The sequence below is a fragment of the Pelosinus sp. UFO1 genome (assembly GCF_000725345.1).
Taxonomy (GTDB): domain Bacteria; phylum Bacillota; class Negativicutes; order DSM-13327; family DSM-13327; genus Pelosinus.
In genome coordinates, this window is the sequence record NZ_CP008852.1 from 3,857,676 (window position 1) to 3,874,332 (window position 16,657).

The following is a 16,657-nucleotide window of genomic DNA, read 5'->3' on the forward strand; positions in this document are numbered from 1 at the left end:
GTCAATCTTAGTAAGATATTACTTCCCAACTGAGATTTCCCAAAGGTAGAGTGCTGCAACGGTTCCATAAGGTGAATAACGCCTTCTATATTTCTCAAACATTACCTTATCAAGCTTCCTGTGGTGGTAAAGCATCATCATGCCACGCCGAATCGCAAGGTCATCCCAACTTACAATATTCGGACGTTGCAAACAAAACGTCATCAGCATTTGTGCTGTCCACACTCCGATACCGTTGAGAGCGGACAGCCGTTTGCATACTTCATCATCCGGCAATTCGTAAAGTTCCGTGATTTTAAACTCACCGCTGAGTACGGCATCGGCAATATTTTTGATATAAATCGCCTTTTTCATGGTCATACCACATTGCTGTACTTCTTCCGTTGTTTTTAAGGCAATACTTTCCGGTGTAATTTCAGAGAAACGCTCCTGCATACGCGCCCACACAGTATCGGCAGCTTTCATAGATATCTGCTGGCCAACAATACTGTTGACAAGTGCAGCAAATAAATCCGGAATCACTTCGCGTGTGATAAATCCAATACGATCAATTGCTTCTGCTAGTTTTTTATCTTTCTTTTTTAAGTACTCAATTTCCCTTTGCCCATACTGAAAAATCTCCATTTTCTTCTCCTTATTCTTGATAAGCTTCTCTTAGTAGCTTTATTTCTGCGGCATAACCAGGAAGCTCATTAGGCGTTTCTAAGAAGAAGGGCAAATTGCACAGTTGAGGATGATTAATGATACGAACAATTGGTTCTAAACCAATGTTACCTGTCCCAATACAGGCATGGCGGTCTTTGTGGCTTTCCAGTTGGTTTAGACTGTCATTGAGATGAATGGCATAAAGCTTATCAAGACCAATTACTTGGTCAAACTGTTCAAGCACACCATCAAGGTTGTTCACGATGTCATATCCTGCGTCAAACACATGGCAGGTATCAAGGCATACACCCATTTTCTCACTCAACTCTACCTTATCAAGAATAGCACGGAGCTCTTCAAAGCTGCGGCCAACTTCGCTGCCCTTACCTGCCATTGTTTCAAGCAACACTCTTGTATTTTGCTCTGGGCGCAGAATTTCATTGAGCATATCGGCTATGAAATTGATGCCAACTTCCACCCCTTGTCCCACATGACTTCCCGGATGAAAATTGTAGAAATTTCCCGGTAAATATTCCAAATTAGCGAGATCCTCTGCAAAAACCTTTCCGGCGAATTCCCGCAAACCCGGATCAGCAGAGCAGGCGTTCAGTGTATACGGCGCATGTGCCAAAAGCGTTGCAAACTTATTTTCTTTTAACAACTGTAGCAGTGATGCCACGTCTTGTTCATCTATTTTCTTTGCCTTACTGCCCCGTGGATTACGAGTAAAAAATTGAAACGTATTCGCCCCAATCGAAAGAGCCTCTTTCCCCATATGCCTATAACCCTTCGATACGGATAAATGGCAGCCAATATTTAACATATACTTCCTCCTAACCTCTATAATCTAAACTATATTTGTTGCGTAATACGTACGGCTTGCATCCAACCCAATTTTAAAACGGGATTTATAACGCTGATAAATCGTAACTATCTTTTACGTTGTGGGACAAATCTATTACAAGCTATTTTACATTAGCAGTATCTGTTTGTCTTTTGGAATATCACTTTTCAATTCTGTAAATTTGATACCCTTATGGATAGTATCGCACCAAAAAGTGCATACTACATTTCCTTATATATTTATATTATTATATATACATATCAATAGACTGAAAGTCAAATTAAAACGAAAGGAGATTTCTATGACTACATTTAGTGAAATTAAGCCCGAAGAATTTGATCATAGCCCATTTAAATTGATAGGTAAGGACTGGATGCTCATTACTGCTGAGAAGGAAGGCAAATTGAACACCATGACTGCATCTTGGGGGGGATTTGGTGTAATGTGGGCAAAAAATGTCGCCTATATTGTGATCCGTCCCCAACGCTACACGAAAGAATTCATAGATACATCAGACACATTTTCACTCACTTTTTTTGATGAAAGTTTTAGAAAAACATTAAGTTATCTTGGAACAAAATCTGGTAGAGATGAAGACAAAATTGAAAAATCCAATCTAACCGTTCTTCACACCGATACTATTCCATATTTTGAAGAAGCAAATATAGCCATTCTTTGCAAAAAACTGTATGCGCAAGAGTATAAACCTGAGTGCTTCGTGGCCCAAGAACTTAACGAACAATGGTATCCTGATGTTGATCATCATACCTTATATATTGCAGAAGTTACCAAAATTCTTGTTAGAAGGTAACCACGGAGGAAAACAACAAAATTACCTAGGGATAATTTTAAGACTCAAGTTGCAGTAATTCGCTGCTTCTTGAGTCTTTTGTTGTTCTTTTATCTCGATGAAGCATTGCAATTTATTCCTTTAGACTTAAAATACTCAGCATCGTCTACACACGACTGCTATGAAAACGTATCTTATGTATCTTAATCGCGAATGTATATCCTACATTCATTGACACTGTATCCTTACTCCCTTATTACGCCAAGTATATCTAGGAGCTTACTATCATTACCATCATCATTAAAACATCCTTTTTCTCTTCAATCTCGCAAAATCCTATCAGATCTGGCAAACATTGCAGGCTCTTCCACTAGTTTCGGCGATGTAGATTTCTCTCTTTCGGATCGTGTATCGATTCTTAATGAAATGTGTATTGGTGCAGTTTTTTATGCAAATAGCGAAATTATCAGCGCAAACTAGCTTTTGGGGTGGGTAACTGGCTTGTAAGTTAATGGCATGGCAATTGCATTCTAGAGAAGAAAACAATTTTGGCGAAAATTTGCGGTAGCAGAAACTTCTGCTACCGGAGGTGGTGAACAATAATGTTGATGTTGCTATGGAGCGGTTAGGAATACTACAGTTTGCAAAAGGTTTTTGCGAATGAAATGCAGCATGGGGGAAAAGATGGATGAAAAATTTTTTTTATAAAATGTTAGGCTTTGCTACCTTTACTCTTTTTGTGTTACTCACAGCATGTCCTGTATTTGCTGATACTAGTAACGCTACAGATGGTAAAATTCATGTAGACCAAGTAGGCTATTTGCCAGATTACCCTAAAGTTGCCATTGTTATAGCAACTAAGAGCAGCAATGAGTTTCAAATCATTAATGCAGATACGAATGAGATTGTTTATAAAGGTGTTTTATCCGCCCCACGAAAGGACATCTCCTCTGGGGATGTGGTAAGGAAAGCCGATTTTTCAGCAGTAACCACGCCTGGCACCTATGTAGTGAAAGTGACTGGAATAGGCAGTTCTTATAAGTTTGAAATTAATGATAATATCTATTACATACCACTGGTTCATACACTGCGTACTTATACGTTAGCACGGAGTAATATTGCAATGAATGATCCTATCACCGGTCTAAAGCATGCCATGGATCACGAGAAAGCAACAGTTGCTAAAGTATTCTTCTCTGATGGTATTAGCACCAAAGGTGACGTTGTGGATGTTACTGGAGGTTGGTATGATGCCGGTGATTATGGCAAATATGTACCAACAGGCGGAATTACTGTTGCCAATATTTTATTGGCTTATGAAGCCCAACCAGAAAAATTTAAAAAAGGACAGATGTTCTTCCCCGAGGGGATTGCCGTAGATGAAGCAGCTCCTGATATGCCTGACGTATTAGTAGAAATGAAGTGTGAACTGGATTGGCTGCTTAAAATGCAGCGTCATGATGGCGCTGTTTACCTTAAAACGTCTGGATCTTATTGGTCGGATTTAAACACTAGACCGGAAGATGAAAAATATCCTCAGTATGTCTATGGGCTTGCAACATATAATACAGCTCTGTTTGGCGCGACTAATGCTATGGCATCCCGAATCTATCAAAAATATGATCCTCAATATGCCGCCAAGCTCTTAGATGCTTCCAAAAAAGCATTTGCTTTTTTAAGCAATCATCCTGAGCCTATGTTCCGTTCTGATCCTGGTCAGAATAGTGGTTCGGGACCATACGAAAAAACAGTTGAAAATGAACATCATTTATGGCTTGCAGCCGTAAAAGCAGGGTATCCTAACCTTACTCTAACAGGCGATATAGAAGAGCGTATTTGGCTCGCCGCTGAATTATTTAAGACTACGGGCGATAAGCAATACGAAGAATATTTAAAGAATAACTTTTCCAAGGTAATTGTTATTAAACCGAAAGCCTTTAGCTGGACAAATTCATTAGCCTTAGGACAATGGGCATATGTGACCAATCCTGATGCAGACGAAAGTCTAAAAATACAAGTTAAACAAGCGTTTCTTAGCTATGCCGATAGTACATTAAAACAAATTGAAGCCGATGGTTACAGTTGTTCACTCGGCAAAAATGAATATACTTGGGCATCTAATAAAGTAGCCATGAGCAAAGCTAATATGCTGGTCTTAGCTTATCAACTTGATCCAAAAAAATCCTATTTAAATGCTGCCCTAGACCAAGTACATTATGCCTTAGGCAGAAATACTAACGGAGTTTGTTATTTGACTGGTTCTGGCACCAATCCTACACAAAACGTACACAATCGAATACGGGTAAGTACTGGAATTTACATTCCAGGTTGGCTAACTGGCGGACCCAATAGCTGGCCAGGTGGTGATCCAGTGCAAGCTCAATTGCTTGCAAAGGGCAACGTCCCTCCCGCAAAAACTTATATTGATGTGAGTGAATCCTATTCTACGAATGAAAATGCCATTGATTTTACAGCAGCTATCGTGTATCTGCTAGCCTATTTTTCCACGCCAAATGACAATTTGACGCCAGAAGATATTAAAGTTCCAGCTGCGCGCACGCGCTAAAATTAAAAACATAAATTTTAGGGGGATTAAAATGAAAAAATCTTTGGTAATAACGTTAGTGTTCTTGTTTGTGGTTGGTCTTTTCACTACTGCCCTTGCTGCTGAAAAATTTGAGGTAAAAGGCCAAGGCAGTGCGGACAACAACTATATTAATTATTTCGCTAAGCAAAAACCATTTAACGACGGTGCATCTACAATAACACAAACAGTTGGTGCCGATGGTGCATTAACAATAAAGTATTTGTTGCAGCCAAAAGGCTGGCTTGGTGCGACCTGTGATCAGTTCCAAGAAGATTGGTCTGCTTTCACCGGTTTACAGTTTAAGGTAGCAGGCGGAACAAAAGCTAAAATTAGATTGGAACTATATGATGCTAATGGGGTGTCTTATGAAGCCATATTTATCGATGACTCAACTAAAGGAAAGCTCGTTGCCATCCCGTTTAGCAGCTTCAAAACTAGAACAGACTATCAACCCGCGGGTGTAGATCCCGACCAACCGTTTTCCTTGGTTCCTGTAAAAACTTTAAATATCTCACCCCTTGAAGGAAAAGGAACCATCATCTTTTCAGAAATGAGACTTTATAAATAAGGCAATTGAATTAATTGACTGAAAGATGGTATTACCGTTACAAGGTAATACCATCTTTCAAGTATGGGACTTTAATAATTACCAGCTGATTTCAGACATTTACACCAGAGCAGAAATTATCAAATTCCTTCTTTTAGGCTCCTCTTGTGGCGGTTATAATTTGTCTGCCGTCAATATCATGCATTTTTACCTGAGAAAATCCTGCTGCTTTCAGCCAGTTGGTATATTGATCCAAAGTCCAAGTACCGCCTGTCTTGGTGTTCGCCAGCATATTTACGCCAAAGAGTTCCGCTCTTGGACTGATTCCCCTAACAAAATCTAAAATGGCTATACGTCCCCCCTTCTGCAAGGAATCATGCACTCTCTTAAACAGGAGAATGTTTTCTTCTTCTCCGTAGATATGGCAAATGTTACCCAGAAAAACCAGATCAAACTGTCCTGGAAAAACTTCCTCAGTAAAATCACCTGGCACAAAATTAATCTTTTCCCCAGGTAGTAAAGTTGGTTCCATTATGGCGCAAACTTCTGGTATATCTTGAACTGTAACTTCAGCTCCAGCATCAGCGAATGGCCTAGCATAATTCAGAGGACCTCCGCCTAAATCAAGAACCCTCGCTTTTTCTGGCAAGCCATCCAGAGAAATAGTTACTAATTGCTGAGCGATTTCCTTAGCTGTTTTCTTCATTGCACTCATAAAACCCTTAATATCTTGCTGGTCACGTTCATATTTGTATGGTTGACCCGACTTTAAGATCTCAGGTAGATGGGTCCAGGCCTTAATAACATTAAAAGTGTGAATCAAAGAGTTACCCAGATAGTTTTCACTGTCTTCATTAAAAAATAAATCATTCGTTTCTGGTGTCACTTTTAAAGTTTCACCATTGCGATTAACGTAGCCTAGCGAAATAAGTGCTTCCATCACTGTCCAAAGAGCTCGGCGATCCATGGATAGGTTACTAGCCAAGTCCTCCAGACTAGTAGGCTTATCCCGTAAGGCATCGAAGATCCCCACTTTTAAGGCTGCCCCTGCCACCAGTAATTCTTGAGGGGCCATAGGATTTTTTAGATTTGGCATACAACTTCCTCCTTACATTTATAGTATATTTTTTACTCTTTTTTCTTATCTTATATTTCCGCTTTTGCAATTTTTGTCATTTTAAGGCTAGCCTTTTATATGGAAGATATTATTGGTGAAATCTTCTAGGGCGAAAGCAGAAGAAGGGATTGTGTTGAAACTTTAGTTTCGTCACAATCCCTTTTTCTCATTCAAAAATTATCGTTCTATTTACTTTGATTTTGTACCTAGGGCAAGTTGGTATATCCCATGAGATATTCATCACAGTCCTTAGCTGCTCTGCGCCCTTCATCAATCGCCCATACAACGAGACTTTGCCCCCGTCTGGCATCACCAGCGCAGAACACTCCCTTAATATTTGTGGCAAAGCTACCATTATGAGTTTTTACATTGCTGCGTATGTCTTGTTCCACACCAAGCTTTTTGAGAATGTCCTCTTCCGGTCCTAAAAATCCCATGGCAATCAGCAGCAACTGAGCAGGCCACTCTTTCTCCGAACCTTGCACCTCTAGAGGCACAAACTTTCCTAAATCATCTTTTCTCCATTCCACCTGTATCGTCTTCAAGGATTTTACGTGTCCAGTTTCATCGCCGATGATTTTCTTTGTCATAATAGAAAATTCCCGCGGATCGGATCCAAATAACGCCTGTGCTTCTTCTTGCCCATAATCTGTCTTAAAGACCTTTGGCCACTCTGGCCAAGGATTGTTAGGCTCTCTTGAAAGCGGAGGTTTTGGAAGTATTTCAAACTGTACCACACTTGTGCAGCCTTGGCGTATGGCGGTAGCAACACAATCAGTACCTGTGTCACCGCCCCCGATAATGATAACGTCCTTACCCTTGGCTGACGGGATTCCAATCACCTTCATACTTGAGTCCAGCAGACTTTTTGTATTGGCGCGAAGAAAATCCACGGCAAAATAAACCCCGCTATTTTCACGCCCACTTGCCATAAGGTCTCTTGGCTTAGTTGCTCCTATGCACAACACAACAGCATCAAAATCAGTCAATAACTCTTCGGCAGGAATTGATTTTCCTACTTCTATGTTTGTTCTAAAAAGGATTCCTTCTTCCGCCATAAGATCAATACGGCGTTGCACATTTTTTTTGTCCAGTTTCATATTTGGTATCCCGTACATCAATAGTCCGCCAATTCGGTCAGAACGTTCCAGTACAGTTACCCAGTGTCCCACCTGATTGAGCTGATCCGCACAAGCAAGCCCTGAAGGACCAGAACCAACCACTGCCACCTTTTTCCCTGTTCTAGTAGTAGGAGGATGAGGTTTCATCCATCCTTGCACATATGCATAGTCAATAATAGAACATTCATTGGCCTTGATGGTAACCATAGGTTCGTTAATACCTAATGTGCAGGAACCCTCGCAAGGCGCTGGGCAAACTCTCCCCGTAAACTCTGGAAAGTTATTGGTCTTTAAAAGACGTTGCAAGGCTTTTTCCCATAAACCCTTATAGATTAATTCGTTCCACTCAGGAATCAGATTATTGATCGGACATCCTGACGCCGCCCCGCTAATCATCACACCAGAATGACAAAAGGGGGTTCCGCAGTCCATACAGCGAGCAGCTTGTATACGCTGTTTCTCTTCATTTAAACTATTATGCAGCTCATTCCAATCTAGAACCCTTTCTCGGGGGGACCGCTCCTTGGCAACTTCTCTGGTGTATTCCATAAAACCTGTCGGCTTTGCCATTTTCCATCCTCCCGTCAATTTCCGCCGATGCGGGCAAAGTCGCGGTGATTTTTTTGAAAGGCAGCCATTAGCGCTTCATCGCCTGCTAATCCTTCGGTATGAGCCTCCTCAATGGCTTCTAACATACGTTTGTAGTCTTTCGGGATTACCTTGACAAATTTATGCCATACAAATTCCCACTCTTCCAGTACTTTTTTAGCCCGGTTACTATCAGTGTAGATAAAATGGTTTTGAATCATTCCCTTGACTTCTGCTCTTTCCCCACTATCTTCTATCAGTGCAAGCTCCACCATTTCTTTATTACACATATGACTAAATCGACCATACTCGTCGAATACATATGCAATACCTCCAGACATACCTGCTGCAAAATTTCGACCTGTTGAGCCAAGGATCACAACGCGTCCTTCGGTCATGTATTCGCACCCATGATCTCCAACTGCTTCTACGACAGCTTGGATCCCGCTGTTACGAACACAGAAGCGTTCTCCAGCCACACCGTTTATATAAGCCTCTCCACTAGTAGCACCGTAGAAAGCTACATTACCAATGATGATGTTTTCTTCCGGGATAAAATTTATGTTCTTAGGCGGATATACGATCATTTTTCCTCCGGAAAGACCTTTACCAATATAATCGTTGGCATCCCCCTCTAATATCATGGTCATGCCTTGGGGTATAAAAGCACCAAAGCTTTGCCCAGCAGAACCGATAAAATTCAATTTAATCGTATCACCAGGTAACCCCACCGAACCATATCTCCTAGTTATTTCACTACCTAAGATAGTTCCTACAACACGGTCGGTATTACATATTGGTACGGTTGCTTGAATTTTTTCTCCATCCTTGAGAGCTGGTTCACACAGCTTTAATAAAAGTCGATTATCAAGAGATTGAGTAAGACCATGATCTTGTGGTATCTGGTAATAACGGCCTACTGTTTTGGGTACTGGAGGTTGGTAAAGAATGGCTGAATAATCCAAGCACTTGGCTTTCCAGTGCTCTATAGCCGATGACATTTCTAGCTGATCAGAACGTCCAACCATTTCATTCAACGTTCTAAATCCAAGCATTGCCATGATTTCACGTAACTCCTGGGCAACGAAAAACATGAAATTCACTACATGCTGCGAGTCACCAGTAAACTTTTCTCTTAGCTTTGGATTTTGCGTAGCAACACCTACAGGACAGGTATCCAAGTGACAAACCCTCATCATAACACACCCAAGGGCGACTAAGGGAGCTGTTGCAAAGCCAAATTCTTCAGCCCCGAGTAGCGCAGCAATCGCTACATCCCGCCCCGTCATTAACTTACCATCTGTCTCCAAAGTAACGCGGCTGCGCAGATTATTGATCAGTAAGGTCTGATGTGTTTCTGCTAGGCCAAGCTCCCAAGGGAGTCCAGCATGGCGGATACTTGTCCGGGGTGATGCCCCTGTTCCTCCGTCGTAACCACTGATCAGAATGACATCAGCCAATCCTTTGGCAACACCGGCGGCAATCGTACCAACACCTGCTTCAGAAACTAGCTTTACGCTAATACGTGCCCTAGGATTAACATTTTTCAAATCATGGATCAATTCCTTAAGGTCTTCAATGGAGTAAATATCATGGTGTGGTGGCGGAGATATTAAGCCAACACCTGGAGTCGAATATCGTACCTTGGCGATCCATGGGTACACTTTCCCGCCAGGTAGTTGCCCGCCCTCACCTGGTTTTGCTCCTTGCGCCATCTTGATCTGAATTTCCTCGGCATTAACTAAATACTCACTGGTTACACCAAACCTGCCTGAGGCAACCTGCTTGATCGCGCTACATTTCAAATCTCCGTTGGGCTCTCGGTGAAACCGGGCTGGGTCTTCGCCTCCTTCACCAGTATTACTTTTGCCACCAATACGGTTCATAGCGATAGCCACCGTCTCATGAGCTTCCTTACTAATGGAACCAAAGGACATAGCACCAGTCTTAAATTTCTTGCAGATTGAATCAATCCCTTCCACTTCATTAAGAGGCACAGGTGATGCTCCTTGCTTAAATACCATCAAGCCCCTTAACGTACATTTCCTTTGGCTATTATCATTAATTAACTTAGAATACTCTTTAAAACTCTCATAGTTTCCCGTCCGGCAAGCATGCTGAAGCTTGTGTATCGTTTCAGGATTATACAGATGATATTCCTCATGACTCCGGTACTGATACTTGCCACCACTAACAAGCCCTTCTTCCTGGAGCGGACTGCTGGCAAAGGCAGCTTCATGACGCATTTTGATTCCTTGGGCAATTTCTTTGATGCCAACACCGCCAATTCTTGAGATTGTCCGTGTAAAATACTTATCGATAAAAACTTGCCCAAGACCGACGGCTTCAAAAATCTGAGCCCCTTGATAACTTTGTACTGTTGATATGCCCATTTTTGATAAAATCTTAATGATTCCTTTTGTGCTTGCTTTACTATATTGGGATATCGCTTTTTCTACCTCTATGTCCGCCATAAAACCTTCTTTTATCAATTGGGTTATAGATTCAAAGACCATATACGGATTAATTGCCGATACACCATAACCAAGTAGGCAGGCAAAATGATGGACCTCACGAGGTTCGCCAGATTCCAATATAATACTTGCCTGCGTTCGCAGTCCTTCACGAATCAGATGATGATGAAGACCTGCTACTGCAAGCAATGATGGCATAGCCGCATATTCTTTATTGATTCCACGATCGGATAAAATAAGAAGGTTAACACCTTCCTCCACTGCCTTTACTGCTGCTGCGAACAGCGCTTTTAGAGCTAATTTGAGGCCCATATCCTCTTGAGACACTTGATATAAAGTGGATAAAGTAATTGCTTTGAAGCCTGAAATATTGATGTTTTTCAGTTTTTCTAATTCATGGTTGTCAAGTATCGGTGAAGTGAGTTTTACTCGACGGCAGCTTAACGGCTTTTGTGCTAAAAGATTCTGTTCAGAACCGAGCAGCACTTCAGTAGACGTCACAATGGCCTCCCGTAATGCATCAATGGGGGGATTCGTAACTTGAGCAAACAATTGCTTAAAATATTCATATAGGAGTTGTGGTCTTTCCGACAGCACAGAGAGAGGAATATCGTTGCCCATAGCACCAATTGGATCCACCCCGTCCTTGGCCATGGGCACTAGAATCATACGTAAGTCTTCATAGGAATAGCCAAATGCTTTTTGCTTTTGCACAAGCTTTATTTTGTCTTCCATCGTTTCCGATCTGATATCAGGCAAATCATCCAAATGAACTATGTATCGATTAAGCCATTCACGATAAGGATGTGCAGATACTATATTATGTTTTAGCTCTTCGTCATTAACAATCCGGCCTTCCTTTGTATCGATAAGCAACATTCTCCCTGGATACAACCTATCTTTTTTTATAATTTTTTCATCGGGAATATCAAAAACGCCAACTTCAGAAGCTAGTACCACCATACCATCACTAGTAACATAATACCTTGATGGGCGTAGTCCATTTCTATCGAGAACTGCGCCTATTCTCACACCATCAGTAAATCCCATGGCAGCTGGACCGTCCCACGCCTCCATTAAACAGCTGTGAAATTCATAGAATGCTTTTTTTTCATCCCCCATGCTTTCGTGGTTAGACCAAGGTTCTGGAATCATCATCATCATGACATGAGGCAAAGACATACCTGACAGCATCAAGAACTCCACACAGTTGTCAAACATAGCCGAATCACTTCCATCAGGATTGATGACTGGCAGCACTTTACTAAGATCTTCACCGAAAACTTCCGTTTGAAATAGGGCTTCGCGGGCATGCATCTGATTGATATTGCCACGTAGTGTATTGATTTCACCATTATGGATGATATAGCGGTTAGGATGGGCTCTTTCCCAACTGGGGAAGGTATTGGTGCTGTAACGTGAATGAATGAGTGCCAGTGCCGTCTCGCAAGATGGATCATTTAAATCTAGGTAAAAAAGAGCAAGCTGTTCGGCCTTCAGCATCCCTTTATATACAATCGTTCTGCTAGAGAGGCTGGAAATATAGAAACTTTCAGCCATAATCGAACTTGACTCCTGGGCAACCTTTTCTCCTCTTTTACGAATAACGAACAATTTTCTTTCAAAATCAAGTTCTCTCTTCAATTCATTGCCTCGGCCAATAAACACTTGCCGGATACATGGCATACAATCCTTTGCCGTTTTGCCAAGGCTAGAAGAATCTGTGGGAACATCCCGCCAGCCTAAAAGCTCTTGTCCTTCACTTTTAACGATATCTTCCAGACAAGCTTCATAGTAACTTCGCTGCTCAGTATCTACGGGAAGAAACACCATGCCAATTCCATATTCGCCCCATTCAGGTAAATCAATTTCATCTTTACAAACCTTCTTCATAAAGGCATGGGGAATTTGTATGAGGATCCCCGCTCCATCTCCTGTGTCTGGTTCACTGCCAACCCCACCTCTGTGGCTTAAATTAGTAAGACCGATTAAAGAACGCCGGAGTATTTCATTTGATTTTTCACCTTTTATATTGACTACAAATCCCATACCGCAGGAATCATGTTCAAGTTGCGGATCATAAAGCCCTTGTTTAGGTGGCACTTTATAATTTTTCATGTCTCTTACATCCTTCCACGTAATTCTTATATGAAAAACTTTGCCTATAAAAGGCTTAGGAATGTCTTAAGCATTACAATATGGATTTTTATGCTAGAAAGTAAATATATTATTAGCCACCACATAGTCAAATTAGATAGTACTCCCACTAGGCATGATTAATTTTTATCGTCCAAAACTTTAATTCGTTAGATTCTATGAAAATTCTGCTAAATTATTACTATTCGTATAAGAAAAGACTTGGCTTAGGCCAAGTCCTCAGACGTAGGCAGAAGCCTTAGTCGTTCTTACTTGGAATCAAGAAAGTGTTATACTTTCTGATTCCGTAAAAAATGCGTTATCGCTTATCGATAACGCATTTTAAGTCAGATTAGAAGAACACTTGTCTTATCATATCCTAGTGATGCAAGAAATTGTTCTTACTATACTATTTTATTGCCATCATATCACTAATTTGCCCGTAGGGAATGGTAAACTTGGGAAAGCCGTAGAAATAGGGGGTATATTCATAAAGCTGATAATAAACAACGAGTCCATCTTGTGAAAGATAAAAATCCTGGTTATCACTTATACCTTTAAAAGGCTTAAGCAATGGTATTTTTTGTTCGGCAATTTGCTGCTCAATCACTAAATTTATCTTTTCCTTATACCCTGTACCTTGTTTAAAAATATCTTTTAACTGATAAAATTCGCCTGTCTTGGTGTTTATCGTGAAAGCTTTCAAATAGGTCATGGGATGTGCTGCATGTTTTACATAGAGCATTTCGCTGAGCGTCACACTAAGCAAGTGGTGGTCATTATATTCTACTTTATAACTAACCTTGCCACTGTGATCAGGTGTATTCAGCTTAGCAGCAAACCCCTCAACCTCTTCCTGAATCGCTTTGTTAAACTTAATCTGTACTTCTCCCTTAGATAAGCCTTCTATTTGCGGATAGGCAATCTCTAATTTATCACGGGTTTCTTCCTTGTCCATAACTTTTACAGTGTTAGGATAAGCCACTGTCATGAATAAATAAAAACCTATGGCGATAACCACAGCACTCACAGCAACTAAGCCAAACCGTTTTGTCATCTATAAGCCCTTCTCTCATTTTATTACATAAATCATAACAACCAAGGACCTACGTGTCAATTAAGAATAGTCCCGGCCTGTCAGTGACAGAAGGAACGATAATTCTGGAAATACAATCTTTTTTCCAGTAATACCCACGTATTTGCTTCTCTTTTTAAGCCATACTATATAGTGTAAAGGGTTCGTAATGGTTGAGCCAAGACTGGTGCCGGATCTTATAAGGGTTCGGTATTGGTCGGCCAAAGATTATTGTCGGGTCGAAAGGTTCGGCAGTAGTCGGCGGGCAGATCGTTATATGTCTTGTAAGGCTGTGCGGCAGCCCAACTGTTGTTGTATGGTCAAAAGGGATGTATAACGGTCGAGCTAAGACTGCTATGGGTGCCGAAGTTATAGGGGTCGGCCGTTGTCGGGAGATTGCGACCGGTTCGGTAGGTATCTGTGGCAGTCGAGCAAAGGTCAGTATCGGTTGTGTAATGCTTGTGGGTAGTCGAAAGATTGCGTATAGGTATGTAATGATCGGTATTGGCTGTAGCGTAGATCATTACGGGCTCTTTTTTAGGCTAACGGTTTATTCCGTTAGCTTTTATTTTTATCTTGCTAGATCTCCTCATTATTTTTTATAACTTACGTCCTTTTTTCTTTTTTCTTTACTTTTTCTTGATCAATAGCAACTTCCTTTGCGATTTCAAATTGCATTTCCTGTTGCTGTAATAAACCTCTGGTAGAAACGTTTTCCCTCATAGGTTTATCTTGGCTGTAATATCTTTTCTGGTAAAGCTTTTTACCAATATAAATGGCTGAAAATAGAGCTACTACTACCAATCCTGCAGCTAATCCGGCTCCCTGTCCAGGAACTAAAGGCATACTGGCAATAATCAAAAGAATGCCTACCAAGGCCACCCAAGATGTGGTGGGGTATCCTGGGAGTTGGCATTTTCCATTAACGCAGCCATTTCTTTTTCTTAGTTTATAATGGGTTGCTAGAATAACCACATAAGAAAAAAGTAGGGCGAAGCCACCAGAACTCACTAAAAAAAGATAAACCTGCTGTGGCAATAAAAATCCAAGGGCAAGAGCTACTAGCATAGCAATACCAGAGAAAACAATCCCACGGTAAGGCATTTCTCCTTTATCTTTTAACCATAAAGGCGCGTGCCCCTCTTCAGCTAATGACTTAATCATACGACCTAACCCAAACATAGCTGCCAGCATTGTAGACAGAATGGCTGTAACTAAAACAATGGTCATTACATTTCCCGCCCAGCCTAAATTCCATCTTGTCAAAGCTAGAGCTAATGGACTTTCCTCAGCAGTTAAAGCAGTTGTTGGTATTAAGGGTAATAAAACAAGAATTGATAATACATACAAACCAACTAGACTTATAACTGTATAGCGAATAGCTCTTGGCACAGTCTCATAAGGATTTTCAGCTTCCGTTGCCGCTAAGCCGATAATTTCAAAACCAGCATATGTAAACATTACAATTAGCATGCTACCAGCAATTCCCCCTATTCCCGCCGGAAGCAGAGGCTCGGCCAAAAGCTCTCCTACGCCAACCGTTGCAGCACCTGGCATAAAACCGCCGATCAAAGCAGCACCCAGCAAAATAAATCCTATAATCGCAAATAGTTTTATTGCCGCCAGTCCACTTTCCAGCTTACTTAGCTGATCGGCTCCTAACAGATTTAGAAAAGATACTCCAATGATGACAACCGACCCCAGTAACAGAAGAGACGTCCCTGGAAGCCATGTTTGTAAAATAATAGATACAGCAGTAGCTTCACTAGACATAGCTAAAACAAGTCCACTCCAATATACCCAACCTACAACAAAACCTACTCCAGTGCCATATGCTTGTTCTGCAAATGTACGAAAAGAACCTGGCGCAGGATCTGCCACCGTCATTTCCGATAAAGCAACAAGTATAACGTAAACCAAAGCACCTCCTAATAAATAGGAAATAATAACTCCTGGCCCAGCTGTATGAATGGCAACAGCTGATCCTAAGAAAAAAGATCCACCAATCACAGTTCCTAGTGCCATCATAGTTAATTGCCACGCCGATAATCCTTTATCTTGTTTTTTCAAATTTTAACCTCTCAATTCATAAGGAAACATCTATTTATAAGTATTTCCTCGTTGGAGTCAACTTATGAATCGTTTGGTCCTCTCTAGCATTAATATAATAAAGGACCTCAATCCTATATTTATAAGGATTGAGGCCTCTTAGCAATTAGCACTAATACCATATTATTCAAATTCTAAGCTTATCGCAAAATCTACCTTAGAAGCCCTAGATTACCAGTAAAACTGTTAACTTTTTTTACTGGTCCACATAGACAAAGCCCCATATAATGTATCCCGCTATTCTTCATGCTTGATAGACGTTGTGTATATTCTCCATAATCTAAGCACCTTTGGGCAATTTCGCTAAAATCTACAACAATTACATCAGAGTATGCCTCATCAAACAATTTGTCACGCATTGTTTTCACTTGTTCTCGCGTGGCTCCTAAAATAGGAATTGTTTTCGTAGTTATTCCCAAATGTAGTTTACCATTATCATCTGCGATGCTTTCGCCAACAACCTCTGGAAATAACTTACCCAAACTGATACCCAATACTGCTGATGCATTGGCAATCAGCCCGAGAGGCAGTTCCTTATTAATAACGATTGCTACTTTCATTACTATATTCCCTCCTGTCCTAACTTCTTCTTATATAATAGACAGCCGGTCATACAGCGTATAG

General features: G+C 41.0%; 12 protein-coding genes. 4 read left to right on the top strand and 8 right to left on the bottom strand.

Annotated elements, in window-relative coordinates:
- Window positions 1-18: 18 nt before the first annotated feature.
- Both UFO1_RS18305 and UFO1_RS18310 read right to left on the bottom strand, forming a co-directional pair.
- The gene (locus UFO1_RS18305; RefSeq protein ID WP_038673223.1) at window positions 19-624 is read right to left on the bottom strand and encodes a DNA-3-methyladenine glycosylase; all 606 of its coding nucleotides are present in this window, start codon (window positions 622-624) and stop codon (window positions 19-21) included.
- A gap of 10 nt (window positions 625-634) precedes the next feature.
- Window positions 635-1,468 (bottom strand): deoxyribonuclease IV, encoded by an 834-nt coding sequence (locus tag UFO1_RS18310; protein ID WP_038673225.1) that lies wholly within the window; start codon window positions 1,466-1,468, stop codon window positions 635-637.
- 322 nt (window positions 1,469-1,790) lie between these two features.
- Between UFO1_RS18310 and UFO1_RS18315 the strand changes: the two genes are divergently transcribed.
- The 3 genes from UFO1_RS18315 (at window position 1,791) to UFO1_RS18325 (ending at window position 5,434) form a co-directional block, all read left to right on the top strand.
- Window positions 1,791-2,300, top strand: a complete 510-nt coding sequence (locus tag UFO1_RS18315) for a flavin reductase family protein (protein WP_038673227.1) — start codon at window positions 1,791-1,793, stop codon at window positions 2,298-2,300.
- A 667-nt stretch (window positions 2,301-2,967) separates the two neighbouring features.
- Entirely contained in the window at window positions 2,968-4,845 is a 1,878-nt protein-coding gene (locus tag UFO1_RS18320) for a glycoside hydrolase family 9 protein (RefSeq protein ID WP_051789005.1), read from the top strand.
- 31 nt (window positions 4,846-4,876) lie between these two features.
- A complete protein-coding gene (locus UFO1_RS18325; RefSeq protein ID WP_038673230.1) occupies window positions 4,877-5,434 on the top strand; it encodes a carbohydrate binding domain-containing protein in 558 nt (185 codons plus the stop codon).
- 133 nt (window positions 5,435-5,567) lie between these two features.
- Here UFO1_RS18325 and UFO1_RS18330 read toward each other — a convergent pair whose 3' ends face one another.
- The 4 genes from UFO1_RS18330 to UFO1_RS18345 form a co-directional block, all read right to left on the bottom strand.
- Complete coding sequence (locus UFO1_RS18330) at window positions 5,568-6,509, bottom strand: methyltransferase (RefSeq protein ID WP_038673232.1); 942 nt, start codon at window positions 6,507-6,509, stop codon at window positions 5,568-5,570.
- 227 nt (window positions 6,510-6,736) lie between these two features.
- Window positions 6,737-8,221, bottom strand: a complete 1,485-nt coding sequence (locus UFO1_RS18335; RefSeq protein WP_038673234.1) for a glutamate synthase subunit beta — start codon at window positions 8,219-8,221, stop codon at window positions 6,737-6,739.
- 14 nt (window positions 8,222-8,235) lie between these two features.
- Window positions 8,236-12,831, bottom strand: coding sequence for a glutamate synthase large subunit (gene gltB, locus UFO1_RS18340; RefSeq protein ID WP_038673236.1), 4,596 nt, complete (start codon window positions 12,829-12,831; stop codon window positions 8,236-8,238).
- A 427-nt stretch (window positions 12,832-13,258) separates the two neighbouring features.
- Window positions 13,259-13,906, bottom strand: a complete 648-nt coding sequence (locus UFO1_RS18345; RefSeq protein WP_051789006.1) for a DUF3298 and DUF4163 domain-containing protein — start codon at window positions 13,904-13,906, stop codon at window positions 13,259-13,261.
- 347 nt (window positions 13,907-14,253) lie between these two features.
- On the opposite strand from UFO1_RS18345, the gene UFO1_RS25835 reads away from it, so the two are divergent.
- Window positions 14,254-14,529, top strand: a complete 276-nt coding sequence (locus tag UFO1_RS25835) for a hypothetical protein (protein ID WP_236639245.1) — start codon at window positions 14,254-14,256, stop codon at window positions 14,527-14,529.
- A gap of 1 nt (window position 14,530) precedes the next feature.
- Here UFO1_RS25835 and UFO1_RS18350 read toward each other — a convergent pair whose 3' ends face one another.
- On the bottom strand, window positions 14,531-15,994 hold the full coding sequence (locus UFO1_RS18350; protein ID WP_038673238.1) for an amino acid permease: 1,464 nt from the start codon (window positions 15,992-15,994) through the stop codon (window positions 14,531-14,533).
- 191 nt (window positions 15,995-16,185) lie between these two features.
- Complete coding sequence (locus UFO1_RS18355) at window positions 16,186-16,593, bottom strand: DUF2000 domain-containing protein (RefSeq protein WP_038673240.1); 408 nt, start codon at window positions 16,591-16,593, stop codon at window positions 16,186-16,188.
- Between the last annotated feature and the right edge of the window lie 64 nt (window positions 16,594-16,657).

Bases quoted from the DNA above. Each gene is read 5' to 3' on its own strand.
- UFO1_RS18305 (WP_038673223.1), bottom strand. From the start codon at position 624: ATGGAGATTTTTCAGTATGGGCAAAGGGAAATTGAGTACTTAAAAAAG.
- UFO1_RS18310 (WP_038673225.1), bottom strand. From the start codon at position 1,468: ATGTTAAATATTGGCTGCCATTTATCCGTATCGAAGGGTTATAGGCAT.
- UFO1_RS18315 (WP_038673227.1), top strand. From the start codon at position 1,791: ATGACTACATTTAGTGAAATTAAGCCCGAAGAATTTGATCATAGCCCA.
- UFO1_RS18320 (WP_051789005.1), top strand. From the start codon at position 2,968: ATGAAAAATTTTTTTTATAAAATGTTAGGCTTTGCTACCTTTACTCTT.
- UFO1_RS18325 (WP_038673230.1), top strand. From the start codon at position 4,877: ATGAAAAAATCTTTGGTAATAACGTTAGTGTTCTTGTTTGTGGTTGGT.
- UFO1_RS18330 (WP_038673232.1), bottom strand. From the start codon at position 6,509: ATGCCAAATCTAAAAAATCCTATGGCCCCTCAAGAATTACTGGTGGCA.
- UFO1_RS18335 (WP_038673234.1), bottom strand. From the start codon at position 8,221: ATGGCAAAGCCGACAGGTTTTATGGAATACACCAGAGAAGTTGCCAAG.
- gltB (WP_038673236.1), bottom strand. From the start codon at position 12,831: ATGAAAAATTATAAAGTGCCACCTAAACAAGGGCTTTATGATCCGCAA.
- UFO1_RS18345 (WP_051789006.1), bottom strand. From the start codon at position 13,906: ATGACAAAACGGTTTGGCTTAGTTGCTGTGAGTGCTGTGGTTATCGCC.
- UFO1_RS25835 (WP_236639245.1), top strand. From the start codon at position 14,254: ATGTATAACGGTCGAGCTAAGACTGCTATGGGTGCCGAAGTTATAGGG.
- UFO1_RS18355 (WP_038673240.1), bottom strand. From the start codon at position 16,593: ATGAAAGTAGCAATCGTTATTAATAAGGAACTGCCTCTCGGGCTGATT.